General features: G+C 41.0%; 13 protein-coding genes. 5 read left to right on the top strand and 8 right to left on the bottom strand.

From position 1 onward, the window contains the following. Positions 1 to 5: 5 nt before the first annotated feature. From M2448_RS06340 to M2448_RS06320, 5 genes are read right to left on the bottom strand one after another with little or no spacing between them, the layout of a single operon-like run. The gene (locus M2448_RS06340; protein WP_280645347.1) at positions 6 to 3152 is read right to left on the bottom strand and encodes a TonB-dependent receptor; all 3147 of its coding nucleotides are present in this window, start codon (positions 3150 to 3152) and stop codon (positions 6 to 8) included. A 20-nt stretch (positions 3153 to 3172) separates the two neighbouring features. Further along, positions 3173 to 4984 carry a hypothetical protein gene (locus M2448_RS06335; protein ID WP_280645348.1) on the bottom strand — a complete coding sequence of 604 codons (1812 nt, stop codon included), beginning with the start codon at positions 4982 to 4984 and terminating at the stop codon, positions 3173 to 3175. A gap of 39 nt (positions 4985 to 5023) precedes the next feature. Further along, entirely contained in the window at positions 5024 to 6508 is a 1485-nt protein-coding gene (locus M2448_RS06330; protein ID WP_280645349.1) for an arabinan endo-1,5-alpha-L-arabinosidase, read from the bottom strand. A 33-nt stretch (positions 6509 to 6541) separates the two neighbouring features. After that, the gene (locus M2448_RS06325) at positions 6542 to 8083 is read right to left on the bottom strand and encodes an alpha-N-arabinofuranosidase (RefSeq protein ID WP_280645350.1); all 1542 of its coding nucleotides are present in this window, start codon (positions 8081 to 8083) and stop codon (positions 6542 to 6544) included. A 24-nt stretch (positions 8084 to 8107) separates the two neighbouring features. Continuing rightward, positions 8108 to 9088, bottom strand: a complete 981-nt coding sequence (locus M2448_RS06320) for a glycoside hydrolase family 43 protein (RefSeq protein WP_280645351.1) — start codon at positions 9086 to 9088, stop codon at positions 8108 to 8110. A 209-nt stretch (positions 9089 to 9297) separates the two neighbouring features. Between M2448_RS06320 and M2448_RS06315 the strand changes: the two genes are divergently transcribed. Further along, positions 9298 to 13545, top strand: coding sequence for a two-component regulator propeller domain-containing protein (locus tag M2448_RS06315; protein WP_280645352.1), 4248 nt, complete (start codon positions 9298 to 9300; stop codon positions 13543 to 13545). Positions 13546 to 13561: 16 nt separating this feature from the next. Here the strand turns inward: M2448_RS06315 and M2448_RS06310 are convergent, their stop codons facing one another. Continuing rightward, positions 13562 to 14032 (bottom strand): hypothetical protein, encoded by a 471-nt coding sequence (locus M2448_RS06310; RefSeq protein ID WP_280645353.1) that lies wholly within the window; start codon positions 14030 to 14032, stop codon positions 13562 to 13564. A gap of 323 nt (positions 14033 to 14355) precedes the next feature. Next, positions 14356 to 14898: a hypothetical protein gene (locus M2448_RS06305; RefSeq protein WP_280645354.1), complete on the bottom strand. Its 543-nt coding sequence runs from the start codon at positions 14896 to 14898 to the stop codon at positions 14356 to 14358. A gap of 479 nt (positions 14899 to 15377) precedes the next feature. Between M2448_RS06305 and M2448_RS06300 the strand changes: the two genes are divergently transcribed. The 4 genes from M2448_RS06300 to M2448_RS06285 all read left to right on the top strand — a co-directional run bounded on the left by M2448_RS06300 (position 15378) and on the right by M2448_RS06285 (position 19100). Continuing rightward, positions 15378 to 15779 carry a hypothetical protein gene (locus M2448_RS06300; protein ID WP_280645355.1) on the top strand — a complete coding sequence of 134 codons (402 nt, stop codon included), beginning with the start codon at positions 15378 to 15380 and terminating at the stop codon, positions 15777 to 15779. A 3-nt stretch (positions 15780 to 15782) separates the two neighbouring features. Further along, entirely contained in the window at positions 15783 to 16688 is a 906-nt protein-coding gene (locus M2448_RS06295) for an FAD:protein FMN transferase (protein WP_280645356.1), read from the top strand. Positions 16689 to 16759: 71 nt separating this feature from the next. Then, on the top strand, positions 16760 to 18046 hold the full coding sequence (gene rsxC, locus M2448_RS06290) for an electron transport complex subunit RsxC (protein ID WP_280645357.1): 1287 nt from the start codon (positions 16760 to 16762) through the stop codon (positions 18044 to 18046). Beyond that, positions 18033 to 19100 (top strand): RnfABCDGE type electron transport complex subunit D, encoded by a 1068-nt coding sequence (locus M2448_RS06285; protein ID WP_280645358.1) that lies wholly within the window; start codon positions 18033 to 18035, stop codon positions 19098 to 19100. Before rsxC ends, M2448_RS06285 begins: the two co-directional genes overlap by 14 nt. 56 nt (positions 19101 to 19156) lie before the next feature. Here M2448_RS06285 and dnaA read toward each other — a convergent pair whose 3' ends face one another. Then, on the bottom strand, positions 19157 to 20563 hold the full coding sequence (gene dnaA / locus M2448_RS06280; protein WP_280645359.1) for a chromosomal replication initiator protein DnaA: 1407 nt from the start codon (positions 20561 to 20563) through the stop codon (positions 19157 to 19159). Positions 20564 to 20782 lie beyond the last annotated feature (219 nt).

Here is a 20782-nt window from a genome sequence, read left to right as displayed (position 1 = left end):
TTCTATCAGAATTTAACGTTTACACCAAAGTTCATAGTCTTCATTATCGGATACCTGTTAGAGCCATTGCTTTCAGGGTCGGTCAGGCCATCCAGTTTATCCCAAGTAACCAAATTATTAGCATTGAAGAACAGGCGGCAATCGCTCATACCTACTTTTGATGCCCAATTAACAGGTAGTGTGTAACTCAACTCAATGTTCTTCAGACGAAGGAATGCTCCGTTCTTCAGGAAGAATGAGTTCGGTCGCTGATTGTGATCTCCATAGCTATCGTAGTGCAGCAACGGATATTTAGCATTTGCCAGGTTGTGCGATTCGCTTTGTGAAGGATCCCAACGTTGCAAATGGTGCTCTTTTACTTTACCTCCGTTAACAAAGGCATACATAGCCTCTGCATCGTAGTAGCGGCTTACATGATCTACTCCCTGAAACATAATGCTGAATCCCCAGTTTTTGTAATTGCAACCGAGTGTCAGTGCATACATATTTTCGGGAACATCACTGTAACCCATAAAGGTTTCGTCTCTTTCATCAATAATACCGTCTTTGTTCATATCGCGGTATTTCAAATCTCCGGCCTGTACAGTACCAAAACTGGAAGTAGGGAGATTGCCTCCATCTATATCTGCCTGTGTAACAAACCCGTCGCACACCAATCCGAAATACTGATTGATAGGATGCCCTTCTTTCTTACGATAGTCAGTTTTCAGAGTAGGCTCGTCCATTTCCAGAATTTCGTTCCGGGCATGAGAATAGGTCAGTCCTACCGAGTAGCTGAAATCTTTACCAATAGTATTAAGGTGCTTCAGTTCCAATTCGTAACCACTGTTTTTGGTCTTACCCAGATTTCCGGCAGCCATTACTACCCCTACCCATTGCGGACGGGTTTGGTATTCAGTCAGGATATCGTTACGTTTTTCGTAGAATAAATCGATAGTACCATTCAGTTTACCCTGCCACAAACCAAACTCTACTCCGAGGTTGTATTTGTGTGCACGCTCCCATGTAACGCCGTAGTTAGGATATTGAGATTCGTAGATACCTGTAGCTCCTGTTGTTCCGAAATAATAATCATTTGATATTTGCAACCATTTTTCCTGATACAAGAAACGTTGTTTTACATTATTTACATTGTATATATCGTTACCTACTTGTCCGTATGATGCCCGAATTTTCAAATTATCCAGCCAGTCTTGTGTACCTTTCATAAATTCTTCGTTAGCGATACGCCAGCCCAGAGAGAAGGAAGGAAAGAAACCGAAGCGTTTGCCTTTGACAAAGTTTTCAGAGCCATTGTATCCGGCGTTGAACTCGGCTAGGTAGCGGTCGTCGTAACCATAGGTAACACGACCTACCAATCCCTGATAGCGCTGAGCCAGATCGGACTTGTAACGGTAGTCGTTCTGCATATACAGCATCATAGCCGTTACATCGTGTTTGCCGAATTTACGTGCATAGTTCAACTGAGCCTCCATATAAAGTTTGTAAACAGACTCAAACTTGCGTGAATCAGCCAGAGCGTCATTACTTACGACTGCCAGTTCGGTATCTTTATTAAACTGGTTGTAAGCATCAATAGATGTATAGTTGTTGCGGTCATTCAATTCATAAGTAGCAAATCCTGCCGAATAAAGATTGGTGTGATAATTCTCGTAGTCGAACGAAAGCATACCTTTAGCACTTAATCCTTCTGTCAGCCAACCCATTTTGTAGTCTACTATGAAGTTGGTCTCATTGATGGTATTTACCGCACGGTAATAACCTCCTTCGGCCAGTGCTGCGACAATATTATTCTGGTATTGTGAACTACCTCCATAAAGGGTTTTGGTACTTTCTCCATTCTGTACTGTGTACGACACAGGGAAAAGCCAACCCGGAGTATGGTTCAGTTCGTAGAAAGTCTGGCTATAATCTATTTTCTCCTCGGTATTAGAGCCTTTTCGTTCTTCGAAACGTGTACCGAAGTTTACCGAGAAAGTCAGATCTTTAGTCAGGAAGAAATCGGTATTGGCACGGAATGAATAACGGCGATAGTGCGGACTCGAACTGTTATTATATTTATCGTTGCTAAGGTTTCTTACCATAGAAGACTGGTCGTAGAATTCACCGGACGCATAATAGCGCATACGTTTTGTTCCACCACGTACACTCACATTGTAGCGTTGAGCCGGAGCTGTGCTTTTCAACACTTCATCATACCAGTTCACATTCGGGTAAAGCATTGCATCGAGTCCGCTCAATTCGCCTGCACTCGATTTACGATACATTTCGATATCACCGGCCGAGAACTGCGAACGCAGTCCGTCGTTTGCCAGTGCTTCTTCGAGTAGTGTTACAGACTGATAAGAATTCAGATAAGTATCTTTACGGGTAGGGCTTTGTATCTGCCAGTTGGCAGTCAGGCTCACTTCCGGTTTTTGTTCTTTACCACGTTTGGTAGTGATCAGCATCACCCCATTGGCACCACGCACACCATATACGGCTGTAGCCGAAGCATCTTTCAATACCGAGATAGTCTCGATATCGTCAGGTGCAATCTGCGAAAACGGGCGTTCGATACCATCGACCAAGATTAGCGGCTGTGCATCGCCGGCAAAGGTAGCACGTCCACGAATGAATATCTGTGTATCGTCGGCACCGGGTGCACCGGAAGTCTGTGAAGTAATAACGCCACTGATCTTTCCGGCAATGGCTTGCGACACGTTACCCGAAGGCGACTGCAACAGGTCTTTGGATGTTACCTGCGAGATAGCACCGATAACGCTTTCTTTCTTCTGTGCACCATAACCTACTACTACTACTTCGCCCAGCAGCTCGGCATCTTCTTCCATTGTTATATTAAGGTAAGTTTTACCTTTCAGGCTAATCTCCTGAGCGCGAAAACCTACGTATGTAATCAGTAATACAGCATTATCGCTACTGACATTCAACTTAAAGCTACCGTCATAGTCGGTAATAGTACCATTGGAAGTACCCTTCTCGAATATGCTGGCTCCGATAATGGTTTCTCCGGTAGCATCTTTCACGACACCCGTCACTTGCTTGGACTGTGCCCATGCACATTGCCCAACCAGCAACAAGATGGCTAGCGGAAGCAATCGTAGGAGCAAATTGCTCCACGATGCTTTTTCATTTGTCTTATTATTTTTCATATAATAGTATTTTTAGGTTATTATTTATCAGCATTCATGTACGGATAGTTAGCTACCGAACGTATATCCAAACTGGAACCGTCTACTGTAAGGAATACTCCTATATCTGTTGTCGATACTCCTTCGTAGAAAAATGTATAGTCGTCCAGTTGTGTTCCATCCGATGCTGTCACTTTAGTTGTCAGGTCGATACGGTTGCCGCTGCGTGTCAGGAATATTGTACAATATGCACCTCTCATCTGAGATATGAAAGTGTCGAAGTTGTAGCTCGCAGATATATTATCTCCTGTATAGTTACTGTCTCCCCATCCGTAAGCATCGGCACGCAAGACGAAGTATTCGGCATAACCTTCCTCACCTCTGTCTTTACCGTTGGTTACCACAATCAGCCAGTTGTTCCAGTTGGCACCACCGTTGGTGTAGTTATAGAATCCATATCCAAACGGAGCAGTCGTATTACCTGATATCTTCGTAAAGTCGGAGAAGAATGACCACCAACCTGCTGTATTATCTGACGGACCTACGCGGTAAGAATCGGCAGTATATGTTTGTCCTACAAATACAGCTTCCGGTTCTATTTCAAGATATGCTCCTTCACAGGTAAGGAATGCTCCTACACTACTTGTCAGATCTCCTTCATAGAAGTAAGTCATTGTATATACAGTGCCTCCGGTAGTGGTTGTTATTGCAGTTACATCTACCCGGTTACCAGTCCGTTCGATAGTTAAGTCTACATATGCACCTTTCATATCATTCTTAAAGGTATCCCAGTTGTAATTGGACGTTATATTGGTTCCTGAGAAACTAACATTTTCCCAAGCATCGGCACGCAATACGAAATATTCTGCATAACCTGTTTCACCAACAGCTTTTCCATTACTAAGAGCCAGTGCCCAGTTGTGCCAGTTTTCATTACCTCCGGTATGATTATAGAAACCGTAGTGTATAGTTTGATTATCCGTCATTGTTATAAGATCGGAGAAGGCCGACCACCAAGCGGTAGACATATCTTCGTTACCTATAATAATGTTTTTGTTTTCTTCCTCTTCCCCTGTTCCCGGTACCTTAATCTGGCTATCGGTTATTGTATTGCGATAGATAGTAAGGTCGTCTATCATCCATTCAGGTGTTTCAGTATCTGATCCGTATCCCAGATACAGATAAGGTACAGATGCCATGAACTGAACGATCTTGGAACAGTCGAATTCTGAAACCAGAACAGTCTTGTCTATTTTCTTCATTCCATCCACATAGACAAAATAGCCTGTATTGGTCACCGATAGTGCTATATAGTGCCACTCATCGGCTGACATCATTCCTGTCTTAACAGTCTCCGGATTGTTGTATTCATATTTTCCTTCTACACCTTCGTAGCTAAGCCATCCGTTAGGTGTAAAGAACATTCGTTGCGAGCCATTTTCGTTTTGGAAAGAGAAAAGAGCGCTGCTCAGCCCTAAATCTTCTCCGGTTGTTTCATCTATCCGGGCTGTTCGTTTTGCCCAGAAAGTAAGTGAAACCGCATTTTGCACATCTACGCCAATCAGTGGATTAGCAATAAGGGCATAGCCTCCGTTCAGATGAAGTACGCTTCCACGTTCGCTATCGTCTGCCAGTGCAGGTCTGCTGCCATCACTGTATGCGTAAAGCTGAATCTCGGCAGGATCGATCTCCTCATCGAAAGCATAAGTAGCTATTTTTTCCAGTTTCGGAAAGGTCTGATTTCCTGCAGGAGGATCAGCTTCACCCCAGTCCTGACAAGAAATGAGTGTCGATGCTATTATTACAATAGCACAACAACGAGATAATAATCTCTTAGTTATAGATTTATTCATAGTTTATTTGGATAAAGAGTTATAATATTGGTTAACTTCTTATTTAATTTTCTTACCCCAGATAGAATGTCCTTTGGAATTGAGTCCTGTGAAAAGTATAGTTTGTGATTGATTTTCCCAGTCTTGTCCCATGAACAAATGCACATTATAAGTAGAGCCGGAAGTGTTTATTTCCATAGTATTATTAACGTCAAATTTACACATTCCACTCAAATTACCAGATAAAGACAAATCTTTATTTATTGTAAAAACTACAGAATCGTCTTCTTCGTCATCTCTCAGTTTGTTTTCTCCCCACAAGATCTGCCCTGCCTCCAGGTCTCTGGAAGGAACATTCCCTTTGATCTCGATTATTTCCCAATCGCCGATCAGATCGCTTTCGGAAATTGATCTTTGGCTAACAGCTGCAAATCGCTCGGGCGATACTACCGGCCATCCATCTGCTGTCCAGTACATATCGCGCACATGAAGCACCATCATGTGATTTTCGGGACGCAAACGCGCCTGATGTGCCATAAAGAACTGTCCGTTCTTATCGGTAAACACACAGCAATGTGCTGTTCCTGCCCATCCGATATGATTGTTGAAGCGGTAAGGATATGTAAGTATGGGGTAGTTATCTTCTTCTTCGCGCAGGTCTTTTCCGAAGAAATCGACAAAAGGCCCTTCCGGTTTATCGGAGCGCCCTACACGCACATTGTAGGTTGTCATCAACGGATCGTATGATACGAAAAGGAAATATTGCTTCAGATCGGGATTATAAATAATCTCCGGTGCTTCAATATTGTTCTTCCTTCCATCGAAACGGCGTGCGGTCAGGTGTCCCTGATCTCCGTCTTTCAATGCCAGTCCGGTTTCGGGATTAAGCTGTACACAATGCAATCCACCAAAGTAAGAACCGTAGTGCATCCATTGTTCTCCATTTTCAGGATTGGTTACAATGCTAGGATCTATAGCATTCATTACATCGCCTGTCTTAGTTTTTACGACACAGCCTTTTAGTACCCAAGGACCTTCGGGTGAGTCTGATTCTGCCATACCGATGTATGATGTTTGCTTAGCAAAAGCCGATACGCTATAGTACAGGCGGTATTTACCTTTATATGCCTGTATGTATGGCGCCCACATATTGGTAGCTCCTACCCCGCCGCTTTGTTCCAGTACCCAGTCTTTTGCTTCTTTCGGTATTTCGGAGAACACCCATCCTGCAAATTCCCAGTTGACAAGGTCTTTAGATTTGCGCATCTGTATATAACCGAAAGGCAAACTGTCGTTCTTTATAGCTGTGCTGTCTTCTTTGTATATAGCGTCTGTAGAATACATATAATATGTATCCCCGACAAGCAGGCACGAAGGATCGTGTACATTGTATGTGCCCCATTGCTGATAGTCTTTCATTTCAGACACAGCTCTATAGTCGTCTGCCCAAGCATTTTCGCTCTGAACAGGCTCAAAAGGTTTCTGAGAACAAGAAATAAGAGTAGCAATACACCCCGTAAGAAGGGTGTGGAAAATAGTTTTCATAATACCGCAAGTTATTGTGTTCCTGTATATTATTTAGTTCAATTCAATAGTGACTAACGATTTAGCAGGAATTTTCACAGTTACTAGTCCATTTTTTAAGTTAACATCTTTAAAATCTTTCAATACTACCTGATTAGGATTCTCAAATGTATTATGTGAATCCGTTTTAGGTGCAGTAATAATATTTCCCGATACGAAACGGCTGTTAGCCATATCTTTCAGGTTACAAGTTATTTCTACCGATTGGTTAGGATCGACGTTTACAAATGAAACGTGCACTTTGCCGTTTTTATCTTTAGATGCCGACGCTGACACAGATTTGATTTCTTTACCCAGACGGCTGTAAGAAGGGCTTGTAACATCTACAGGCAACATGGTTGCATCCTGATGCACTTTATACATATCGAATACATGGTATGTAGGTGTCAACAGCATTTTATCTCCTTCGGTGAGGAACAAAGCCTGTAATACATTCACCAACTGAGCAATATTTGCAACACGTACCCTGTCGCAATGTTTGTGGAAGATATTCAGGATAGTGCCAGCCAGCAATGCATCTCTCAGTGTATTTTGCTGGAACAGGAATCCCGGATTAGTTCCCGGCTCTACATTGTACCATGAACCCCATTCGTCTACGATCATCGCTATTTTCTTTTCCGGATCGTATTTATCCATAATTGCACCATGCTTTGTTACAATCTCGTCCATGCGCATACCGTGCTCGAGCAAAGAGAAATATTCGTCTTCATTGAAATTCAACGCATTGCCTTTATTCTCCCAGCTATATGTAAATGAATAGTTGTGAACAGACACACCTTTCATCATGTGATGCGGTATGTTTTTCATCATCACTTCCATCCAGTGGTAATCATCTACATTAGGTCCTCCGGCTACTTTATAAAGTTGGTTTTCGCCGTAGTTGCGGCAATAAGTCGCATAACGGCGATAGTTTTCGGCATATCCTTCAGCAGTCATATTACCTCCGCATCCCCAGTTTTCGTTACCTACACCCCATAGGGTTACTTTCCAAGGTTTTTCGCGACCGTTTTTCTTACGCAGATTCGCCATAGGGCTTTCACCATCCATTGTGATGTATTCCACCCATTTCGACATTTCTTCTACCGTACCGCTTCCCATATTTCCACAGATATACGGTTCTGTCTCCAATGCTTCGCAAAGATTAAGAAATTCGTGTGTACCGAAACTATTATCTTCTACCACGCCACCCCAGTGCGTGTTTACCATTTTAGGACGTTCGCCTCTAGGACCAATGCCATCCTGCCAATGATATTCATCGGCAAAACAGCCTCCCGGCCAACGCAGATTCGGTATTTTGATGTACTTTAACGCATCGATAATATCTTTTCGCACTCCGTTAACATTCGGTATATGAGATTTTTCTCCTACCCAAAGCCCATCGTAGATACAACGGCCCAGATGTTCCGAGAAATGTCCGTAAATGTGTTTATCAATCACGTATTTTCCCTGATCTGCATTCACTACAACCTGCGCTTTCTGCTGAGAGAAGGCTGTTATAGAAGCAAATAGCGATAAAATTAAGAAGCTCTTTTTCATGGTTTTGTCGTTAAATATATTTTATTAGTTAGTTTTTTGTTGTGGATAGACACCTTCCGATGTCATCCGGATTCTTTTCATAGTTCCGTCTTCATTATAATATAGCCTGTCTATGCAGACCGAACGACGGAAACTGCCTCCCTGTGTTGGTATAGCTCCATTGTGATATATAAAGTACCATTGTCCTTTAAATTCTATAATAGCCTGATGGTTGGTATTGGAATTTCCGGCAATCTCATTCAATATACCTTTGTATTCCCATGGCCCATGAATGCTACGGCTCATCGAATAACCTATTTTTTCGGGGAAAAATTGTGCATACGACAGATAGTACCAGCCATTGTGTTTATGCACCCAAGGCGCTTCGGTAAAGTTCGGTAGGTGAATCGGCATGATAGGCCCATCCAGTTCTGTCATATTATCTTTGAGTTTAACATAATAACACTGAGTATTTCCCCAGAACAGATAAGCCTGTCCGTCATCGTCGATCCAAACGGTAGGGTCTATATCTTCCCACGATATCGGGGTATATTCGGTAGTCATATCATTTGTGATCAGTGCAGATCCTCTGGCGTCTTTGAATGGCCCCAGTGGATTGTCGGCAACGGCTACACCTATCGATTTACCTTTGATAGTAGCATGCTCGACAGTTACATACCAATAGAATTTTCCATTCCGTTCGATAACCTGTGACGCCCATGCTTCACCTTTTGCCCATGCAAAGTCTTTGGCTCGTAACGGAACTGCGTGTTCTGTCCAGTTGACCATGTCGGGAGACGAGAACACAAGCCATTCGTCTATCTGATAGTGATTGTGAGGCGGAGGACACTCATCATGTCCGGCATAAAGATATACTTTATTATTGTGTACCATAGCCGCAGGGTCGGCAGTATATTTGTATTTAATAATAGGATTACTGTCGGCAACAAAAGTAGTATCTTTTACGGCTCCATATATATTAGGTATAAATAATGTCAGTAATAAAAGTGATTTTAGTATTTTCATAATTGGTAGATTTATGTATTTTTATATTAGATTTTTCAATAGGTTTGAAAAGCGCAGACTACGTAAGTCTCATTGCATACAAATATACGTGCGTATAAGCGATATAAGGGTGGACAATCGGACATTTATGGTGGACAAAAGTATTTTAAGTGTAAAAAATACATTTTTTCGACATTATTTGTAACTTTACCGTATTAAAATCTGAGAGAATGAGAAACACTATTGTCATAGGTATATTTATAAATATATTCTGTTGCATACAAACTACACTCGGACAGAATATTGCGTCTAAATATATTTTCAATGCTATCTCTATAAATGAAGGTTTACCTCTTAATTTTGTAGACGATATTTATAAAGATAGTCATGGATTTATATGGGTATCGACACAAGGAGGAGGACTGAGCAGGTATGACGGATATGAATTCATATCATTTAATGTAAACAGTACGCCAATCTCACTGAAAAGTAACTTTATAAGAAAAACCTGTGAGGATAACTTCAACAGGCTATGGATCGCATCCAACAACGGTATAGATATACTGGATCTGCGCACGATGTCGAAAAGTAATCTCCAATATGAAGACAAGCTATTTTACGAACTGCTGAATGTTTCGACCTCTATGATCATCAATGATAATGAGGGCTCTTTATGGTTCATAACATCTAACAGATTGTTTAAGATAGACTTTGACGAGAAAGGAAATATACAGCAGATATATAGTAATAAGGCAGGAACTGCTTTATCTTTTTCAACCATAAATAAAATAGACAATGAAATATGGGTGGGCGAGAATGGTTCCGTCTATCGAATAATATCAAAGCCGGAAGGAGAGCTTGAACTACAACCGGTATCGGGAATCCCGAGTCTGGGGGCAAATGTATTTCTGTCAGCAATATTGAAAAGGGACAATACCATCTGGATAGGAACTGAAAACGGGCTGTGCAGATACAACCAGACGACCAAAACACTCAAAACATACACATACGACCCGAAAGACAATACGTCCCTATCACAGAATATGGTTACCGATATAAACTTTACGGCTGACAGCATTCTGGTAATAGGAACACTCAAAGGTCTGAATTTTTATAATCCGGAAAACGATACATTCGAGAGGGTAACGCATGTAGAAGGTGGTTCTACCCTCAACAGCGATTTTGTAAACTGTATCCTGCCTGACGAAAACAACCTGTGGATAGGTACAGAAGCCGGAGGCATCAATAAAATGACTCTGCAAAAGTTAGGCATAAAGAACTACAGCCATGAGGTAAATAACAGGAGCAGCCTCTCGTCTAATCTTGTGAATTCCATATTTGAAGACCATAAGGGCAATCTGTGGATAGGCACTGTCGAAGGGGGGCTGAACTTAAAGCGTTATAACGAAAATGGCTTTACGCGTTATAACAGTGGCAACAGCTCGCTGAACCACAACTCAGCAAGTGCACTGGAAGAAGATAAAGATGGTAACCTGTGGATAGGTACATGGGGAGGCGGAGTGAATATTCTGAATCTGAACAGCCTGTCTCATCCTTCTTTCCGGAATATAATAACAACAGGCATGGCGTATATCGGATTATTAAAATATGATCCGGTGAATAACGGAATGTGGATAGGATCGAACAGGAATATCTTTTACTACGATATAAAGACTAACAGCATAAAAGAACCCTTAGACAAGGGTATTACCCGAAATATAATGGGAACGCTGGGCTGCTTCATTGATGAAAATAACAATCTGTGGATGGGTACTTCGGGAGGGCTGATCGTTGCAGACCTGAACACTTTCGACCATAGTAATTACACCTGTAAAGCTGATTTTCTCAAAGTTAGTGACCAAAGCATAAACCAACTGTTTTTAAGAAATGTAACCAGTATATATCAGGCTAAAGATAAATCGATATGGATCGGAAGTAACGGATATGGTCTTTGTAAACTTTCATTTGATGGTAATAATTATACATCGGAGCTTTACACAGCAGCGCAAGGGCTGGCAAACAATACTGTTTTCAGTATTCTCGAGGATGAACAGCATATGATATGGGTAGGTACAGGGCGCGGTCTATCGAGCTACAACCCCACTACAGGGCGCTTTGCCAACTATACGAAAGACGACGGACTGGCAAACGACCAGTTCTATTGGAATGCCTGCTATAAGTCTCCGACCACAAAGCACATGTATTTCGGCAGTATGGGCGGGCTCACTGAACTGAAAGGCAGTCACCAGTATGCAACATCGGGGCAGAAGAAGGTTACATTTACCAAGCTGCAAATACTGAATGAGACTATATGGTATAATGAAGTGAATGCGCAGAATAAAGATATAACATATACCGACCGGGTCGAACTGCATGAGAAAGACAAATCGTTTTCTATCGAGTTCTCTGCATTGGACTATGACAATCCGTCTACTGTTGTCTATTCCTACCGCCTGCTGGGCTTCGATGACAAATGGATAGATGTGGATGCCAATCGTAGATTTGTAAGTTATACAAATCTGCAACCCGGAACATATAAACTTCAGGTAAGATGTATGTCGAAAGCATACGACTGGTCTGATGATATATCGGAACTGGAAATAGAAATACGTCCTTTCTTTTACAGGACAACATGGTTTATCTGTATCTGTATAGCTCTCCTGCTTATTGCAGCTGTGCAGTTTTATCAATGGCGTATCAGAAGCCTGAAAAAACAACGTGAAATACTGCACCGGAAAGTAGAGGAGCGCACTCAGGAACTCGAAAACCAAAAGAAACTGCTCGAAGAACAGGCAATAGAATTGAAATTGCAGAATAATATCCTGTTTACACAGAATGAAAAAATATCATCGCAGCGCAAACAGTTGCTCGACATGTCGCAGAAGGTACAGGAGGCAATGACTGATAGGATTTCGTTCTTTACCAACATAACACACGAGTTTCGAACCCCTATCACACTGATTATAGGACCTATAGAACGCGCACTGAAGCTAAGTACGAATCCTAAAGTTATAGAGCAATTGCAATATGTAGCCCGCAACTCCAAACACCTGCTGTCGCTTGTAAACCAGTTGATGGATTTCCGAAAAGTGGAATCGGATAAAATGACCATAAACCCTGTAATGGGCAATCTGGTTCAATATCTGGACGAGTTGCTGATTCCATTCGAGTCTTTTGCGCAGGAACGTAATATAGAAATAAAGAGGCTGTACAGGCTCAGTTCGCCATATATTATGTTCGACGAAGAGGCTATACGCAAGCTCATCACAAATCTACTATCAAATGCGATCAAGTTTACACCCGACAATGGTATTGTTTCGCTGTATGTAGGAACAACACCCAGCCCGAGAGTGAACGAAGAGAAACTGTATATCTGTGTAAAAGATTCCGGTATCGGTATCAAAGCAGAGGATATCGACCATATATTCAACCGTTTCTATCAATCGAAAGACCATGACAAATATCCTGTCTATGGGCAAAGCGGAACCGGAATCGGGCTATACCTGTGTAAGAATATAGCAAACCTGCTGGGCGGACAAATATACGCTAAAAACAATAAGTCGGGCGGTGCTTCATTCAGAGTGATCTTGCCTGCCAAACGGGAAGAGATGCTGCCACCAACACAGATAAGCTATGATTTGGAACAAAAAACCGATATTACTGAAATACCGGATAACGACAATCTGCCGGTGAAAGGCAATCCGGAATTGACTATATTGGTAGTGGAGGACAATAGCGATATGCGCCAATATATTTGCTCTATCCTGTCCGATTATTATAAACTGGAAGAGGCGAAAAACGGAGTGGAAGCTCTTGATATATTGCTTTCTAAGAATATTGACTTTATTATCAGCGACCTGATGATGCCTGTTATGGATGGACTGGAACTATCGCAGAAAGTAAAAGCTAATTTTGCAATCTCGCACATTCCATTCCTGATGCTGACAGCTAAGACTTCTCTCGAAACTCAGATAAGCAGTTATAAGATAGGTGTGGACGAATTTCTGGCGAAACCATTCGATGAAGAACTGCTATTGGCACGCATCAATAATATTCTGGAAGCACGAAAAAATTACCACCGAAAATTTACTTTAAATATGGATATTGAGAATCTGCATATTGCAGAAGAATCAAATGACGAAAAGTTCCTGAAAAAAGCGATGAAAATCATAAAAGAGAACTATAAAAATACCGATTATGAAGTGAGCGATTTTATAGTGGCAATGGGTGTCAGCAAAAGCCTGTTGAACAACAAAATGAATATGCTTACAGGACAATCTGCCGGAAACTTCATCCGCAACTACCGTTTGGGTATTGCACACGAACTGATTATGAATAGCAAGGGTAATATGAATATATCGGAAATAGCTTACGAGGTAGGATTTAACGACCCGAAATATTTTACCCGATGTTTTACTAAACAATATGGAGTGGCTCCAAGCATGATAGATAAAGACAAAAAAGATGATGAAGAGTAAGTAACCGGAATACTACTCAACTATGTTTTTTAAGCCGGATCAGCCAAAACACATTAATAAGCCCCATTGGTATTGCTATAAAAGAAAACATTACTGTTCCGCATATTGCGAAAACAAACGACATGAATATATTTGACAGAATACCAACGACTATCTTGTTATCCTCCGGCTGATTCCAAAGAGTTGCAGAAACAGCAAAGATTCCGATAAACAGAATAGCTAACCATGTAGCAATGGATATGAGGCATAGCCTAAAAGATGTCCATTCCCTAAATGGAACTTTCAGGAATAGTATGCAATAACATAATATTCCGGATAATGACATTGTGATATTCAGTGTGTCGAACCAACTCTCACCACTTGTTGCAGCAAAAGAATTTTTCCACATTATATACAATATCAAATTACCGACAATCAAGTTGATGATAATGCATAAAATCATCAGTATGACATTGTATCGTTTATTCACTTTACTAAACTGCTGCATATATAATCATTAGTCTATTCTTTTGACATTCTTTTTGCCTATGTTTATACAAATTTCGGTACAATATTATTAACTAACAATTTAGAGCCTGTTTAAATTTTACCAAAACATTTTGTTATCGTTCTTTTTTCGTTCATTTTCAGTCTCTTTTTGTCCGATTCCCCCCTTTCTTCAGCTTGAATAGCCCGCTATTCGCGCTTCAAAAAAATCATTCCAAAAATAGTTCTGAAAACCTAAACGAATAAAATTTAAACAGGCTCTTCCAAAATAAAAAAATGACCGGAAAATATTTCCGGCCATCGTATTTTGATATTGAACTTTATTTATCGTCCGAGATTCTCGGTATACACCGAATCGAGAACTGTAGCCATCATCTGATCGCCTCGATGCAGATACGTCCATACCGGATTTTTAGCTATCGGCTTCTGGCCGGCATCAGTCTTAAAGAACGTTTTCTCTTTTATGTCAGTATTCAATGTGAAGAATTTACTAAACTCGGCAGGAACTTCTCCTTTGGTAGATACAATGAATAATCTGCCGTTAACAATAAAGTATCCATGAGCCACTTCATCGTCAGGAAACATATTACACCACGAATTATCTATGGCTGTAACGACAAAAAGCAGTTTATCTGCATCTTTCGAGAATGTGATTTTCGTGGCAGGCCACATAAATCCTTTACTCTTACGCATTATCATCCCGTTTATATCGAATGCTGCAAATTCTATCGCCGCATCGGTGAGGTCTAAATATGATAATACTATTTTATTATTTGCATTGCTGTCATCTTTTACCGGAGATGAGCAAAAGGCCTGCATGGTAAATCCAAATGCAAGCAGAATGGTTAATATCCTTACTTTAGTCATAGTTGTCTACATTTCGGGTGCAAATGTATAAAACTTTTTAGACTTATCATATATTGCAAAATACCTGAAACATTTTATAAGAAAGTTTATCTATAGGATGATGGGAGGAATTATAGGTTATGAGTTATAAATTATGAATGCAGGAAGAAAAAGTAATGAAAAGTAAAATAAGGTAAAAGCATTACATTCGTTACATTTTAGTTAAAATATTTTTCACGCAAAGGCGCAAAGACGCAAAGGGAAATATTTGTAACTTGTAACTGCCCGATAGGGCGAAGTAACTTGTAACTTTTTCATTACATTCGTTACATTTTAGTTAAAATAGAATATCCGCTCCGATGGCTGTTGATTGCTAACTGTAACGATGTCTCGTTTTTTTGCAGAAAATAGTATAAAATAGTTAATCTTTTTTATCGGTTCAAACTTATATTTTACATTTGCGTTAAAGAACACACTAAGCATTATAATTCATTAATAATATGTCTAATATAATACAAATCATAAAGAAAACCGTATTGTTTCTCTTCGGCGTTGTCCTCATTATATGGGGGTATAAAGTGAACGCGGCAAACAATGAAGCCAAAGCGCAGGAAGAAAAGGACAAAGCGGCAAAAGAATTAGAAAAACAGCCTGTTATCGTTCCCAAAGAGGAAATTGAAACAGAGGTAAAAGAGGCTGAACCGGTACAGGAAACTGTAGCCCCGAAACCGGTAGAGAAAAAACGACAAGAGGTGTCTACCCAGAACCAAAAGAAAGCACCTGTCACTACTGCTGCAAAGGAACAACCTGTAAAAAAGGCAACGGAAGAAAAGAAGGTGACAGAACCTGCTGAGACAAAGATAGAAACAGCTACCCCGGAAGAGTCTTCGGGTACTCAATGATCTATGAACTTATTCTATAAGGCTCAGACCAGATTCTTGTTTCACGCTCATATAAAGATCAAGATATCGGCGTTTTATGACGATTCTATCTTCGATGAGTTGTTTGCAGTACTGGAAGAGACAGACAAAAAGTATAATTCATATCAGCCCGGTTCGTACATAGACCTGATAAATAAGCATGCCGGAGAGTTTGTAGAAGTGGATGACGAAACAATAAGCATTTTGAAAAAAGTTATCCATCTGTCCGATTTTTTTGGTGGTGCATACGATATCACCATTATGCCACTTATACGGCTATGGGGATTTTACAAAAATGAGCAACGACGGATACCTGCCCCGCAGGAGATAGCAGAAGTAAGGCAGTCGGTAGATTATAAAAGAATAGAGATAGAAGGAAATAGTGTCAGAATAGGAAAAGAACAGGAAATCATTACAGGCTCGTTTATTAAAGCCTATGCTGTGGACAAACTGATCGGACGAATGAAAGAGAAAGGAATCAATGATGCCATAGTCAATGCCGGAGGAAGTACAATTGCCGCCATTAATAATGAGGCACATCCATCTTGGCAGGTAATGGTCAGGAATCCCGAAAGCGAAGCACTCTTGTTTAAATTGAATATAGCGGATCAATGTTATTCAACCTCTTCGCAGTCGACCTCTTTTGTAGAGATAGACGGCAAACGATACGGACATATATTGAATGCTAAGACAGGCTTTCCTTCGGAGAACAAACAGATCGGTATCATTAGCGACAGTTGCATGCTTGGTGACATCGTTTCTACAGGATTGTTCAATGAAACGGCTCAGGTTTTTTCGGAAAAGACCAAGCTGTTATCAGAACACTATAATATAGAAGGCTTTATAATAGACGAGAACGATAATATAACATATACAAAGGCATTAAGCTAGCAGACCTGTTTATCTGCAAGGAGACACACACAGATAACCTCCTGATCTTATAACTTATAACTAAGAAGCTTATGATACATATATTTTCCATGAAAGGGAAAACGAAAGGGACGAAGATACAATCACTCATCGATCCGCCCTTTTTGTATATACCACTTTTCAAACAATATGGGTACTCACCCGAACCGATGGTAGATGTGGGTGACGAAGTAAAGAGATATCAGCTTATAGGGTGCGATAAGGCTTCTCTATCGGCAAATATACATGCACCTGTTTCGGGTACGGTACATGAGATAAAGGAATATCCGCAAACGGATGGCACAATGGTGAATACGATCGTCATTAAGAATGATTTGCAGAAAAGCGAAATACAACTTAGCCAAGATGCTCATACAGACCATTCTCCCGAACAGCTGCTCTCTATCATCAATGCGGCTGGTATTGTGGGCGAAGGCGGTGCACAGTTTCCTACAGCGATGAAGTATAATGTGGAAGGGAACAAGATAAATACATTCATCATAAACGGAACGGAGTGTGAACCGTATCTGACCTCCGACTATGCCCTGATGAAAGAACATACCGAAGAATTGTTTGCGGGCATCAACATTGCAAACAGAATACTGAGAGCTAAAGATATTGTAATCACCATCGAGAAGCAGAACAGAGACCTGCAAGACATCTTCTCGCCTCTCCTGCAACGTTCAGAGTATAAAAACTTTCGGGTGGTCATTCTGCCCGACAGTTATCCTCAGGGCGGCGAATTGCAGTTGATTAAATCGGTGACAGGTATAGAAATGCCACGCCGAAAACGCCCCCGCGAAGTCGGAGTCATAGTCAGCAATGTAGGAACTATACATGCTATATACGAAGCAGTGGTGAACGGCAGACCTGTAATCGACCGGATAATTACAGTTTCGGGAGAGAAAGCTATCAATCATGGGGCTTTCAGGGTAAAGATAGGTACACCTGTAGGGCATATTATAAAAACACTTGGACTGGAAACAAATAACAATACAGTAGTTATGGGTGGCCCTATGATGGGAAAGGCTGTTGTAGACCTCACCACTCCTGTCACTAAAGGTACAAGCGGGCTACTGATACTGAAAAAGGAGAAGATCAAACGGAGTAATTGTATCTCATGCGGCTACTGTGTAGATGCTTGCCCTATGGGGCTTATGCCTATGCGCTTTGAAGAATACTACCGCAGGGGCAAATACTTCAATCTGGAGAAGTACAATATCAGTAATTGTATAGAATGCGCTGCTTGTGAATACATCTGTCCGAGCAACGTTCCGCTTATAGAAAGTATAAAAGAAGGGAAGAGCAAATTAAAAGAGTTGGCTAATGCAATACAATAAAACGACATATGCTCCTTTTGTAAGGAAAGACGACAGTACGAGCAAGGTTATGACCGATGTGATCATTGCTCTGCTACCATGTATATTCATGTCATATCTGGCATTCGGCTTTGTTCCGTTAATGGTGATTCTGGTAGCAGTAGGTAGTGCGCTGATAACAGAGTTTATATTCTCAGCTATCTTTTTCAGGCAGACGGATTCCGTATCGGATGGTTCAGCTATCATCACAGGTATTCTCCTAGCCTTTACTATTGCTCCGTTCACCCCCCTGTATGTAGTTGCTTTCGGGGGTGCGATGGCAGTACTGTTCGGCAAGCTGCTCTGGGGTGGATTAGGACGGAATACATTCAATCCGGCTTTGATCGGTCGCGAGTTTATGACTGTATTCTTTCCGGCAGTGATGGCATCACGCACTATCTGGTATGACAAGACCGCAGTGAATGTAAGTAGCATAGACATATTTGGAAGTGACTTCTTCGATCAGCTTTTCTTCAAGGCATCGGGAGCTATAGGTGAATATTCAATCTTCTTTTTGGTTGCAGGAGGCGTATTCCTACTGATCCGCAAAAGGATATCCTGGCACATACCATTCGCCCTGTTGGTGGCTTTCTCGTTACTATTGTTTGCCCTTGTAGGATTTACAGAGCAGACCATACAGTTCTCTCTGGGCGGGTTGCTGTTAGGTACGATCTTTATGGCAACGGATATGCCATCCAGTGCATCCAGCAACTATGGCAAGATATACTATGGTGCGATGATAGGCATTGTAGCTGTTATATGTATTCTGAATGATGTGAAGTATGAATATATGTCGTACTCGATACTGTTGCTGAATGCATTTGTACATCCTATCGACTGGGTTTTCCGGCCTAAAGTATGGGGACAGAAGTTAGATATTATGACACGCTTATGGCAAGTCTTGTCTGTTACAGCGGCTATACTTATCGCATGCTTTGCTGTTATCTACCTACACCATATGGGATTTGTTATGTATCTGGTATTTACGTACATAGCCTTTTGCATAGTCAGGTTTATAGCTAAGGAAGCGAGATAAAGCAAGAAAGCAGGTACTTCTCTACCTGCTCCTTATATCTTTGTTGATCTACATTGTTAGATTTTCAGTTTCCTTTCTATCTCGGCAATCTCTTCCCTGAAGATTTTATCGACTTCCATCTGCTCTTTCACTGTTTTGCAGGCGTGCAATACTGTAGCATGGTTCTTCTTACCTATCAACGAACCTATCTGAGCCAGAGACATCTCTGTATAGCTCTTCGATAAGTACATGGTCACCTGTCTGGCCTGAACGATCTGGCGCTTACGTGAAGCTGTGTGGATCAGTTCTGTCTTTATATTGTAGAAGTCGCAAACGACTGATTCTATCACATTCACAGTAATCTTCTTTGCTTCTATCTTCTTTATTGCCTGACCAATTACCCGTCTGGCTAACGGCAAGTCGATATCCTTGTTATACACAAGCGAGTGTGCCATTATAGATACAATGATGCCTTCCAGATCGCGGGCATTATCCGTCACATTTTCAGCAATATAGTCTACTACATCTTCCGGAATAGATAATCCATCATGTAAGATCTTATTCTGTAAAATCCTTACTCTTAGCATTTTATCCGGATGCTCTATCTTAGTTGTCAGCCCCCACCTGAAACGGGTAAGCAAGCGATCTTCAACGCCCTGCAATTCGGACGGAGCTTTATCTGATGTCAGTATAAGCTGCTTGTTGTTCTGATGCAGATGGTTGAATATGTGGAACAGTGTATTCTGAGTCTTCTCTATTCCGGCCAACTCGTGTATATCATCTATAATAAGGACATCTATACCCTGATAGAAGTTTATAAAATCATTAGTCGTATTATAGCGTCCGGCATCGGCATATTGTATCTTAAACAAATGGGCAGACACATATAATACCCGCTTCTCCGGATACAGTTCTTTGATACGGGTTCCGATAGCATGACAGAGGTGGGTTTTACCTACTCCTGATGATCCGTGTACAAAAAGAGGGTTGAATGCTGTCTTTCCCGGATTCTTAGTGATAGTATCACCTGCCGTACGGGCAAGTTTATTGCTTTCCCCTTCGAAGAAGTTATCGAATGTATATTTAGGATTCAACTGCGAGTCGAAATCATCGGCTACTATCTTCTGAAAAGGATTAGGTATCTTACTGCTGCCATTCTTAGAAATAGCCTTGTCTGAAACTACCGATTTTGCATCACCCCTGTAATCAACAACTGTATTGGTTGTATTCTCCATGAGGATACGATATTGAAGGATTGTATCTTTGCCTATCTCTCTATGGAGAGTAGTCTTCAACAGATCAACGAATTTATCCTCAAGATACTCATAGAAAAACTGGCTAGGCACCTGTATTGTAAACACTTTGTTTTCGTATGAAAGTGGTACAATAGGTAAAAACCATGTTTTGAAAGCCGCATCAGGGATATTATCCTGTATGACCTTTAAACAATTAGCCCATAAATCCTGAGTAGAAGAAAAATTCATTAATGAGTTTTGATTTATAATATGCAACACTTCAATTTCCCCTTATTTGGTTATGTAAATTTCCGAATTAATTTCATAAAAAAAAAGTCTCTACAAATTTGGAAATCTAACTTTAAAAACATCTGATTTAGTTTCAGCAACTTATGAACAAAAGGATAAGTCACGCTCAACAACCAGATCAACACACTGATAACCAGCGCCAATCAAAGAATAACCAGA

Source organism: Dysgonomonas sp. PF1-14 (assembly GCF_029892965.1).
Lineage (GTDB): Bacteria > Bacteroidota > Bacteroidia > Bacteroidales > Dysgonomonadaceae > Dysgonomonas.
This window is presented reverse-complemented; position numbering and strand designations above follow the sequence as displayed.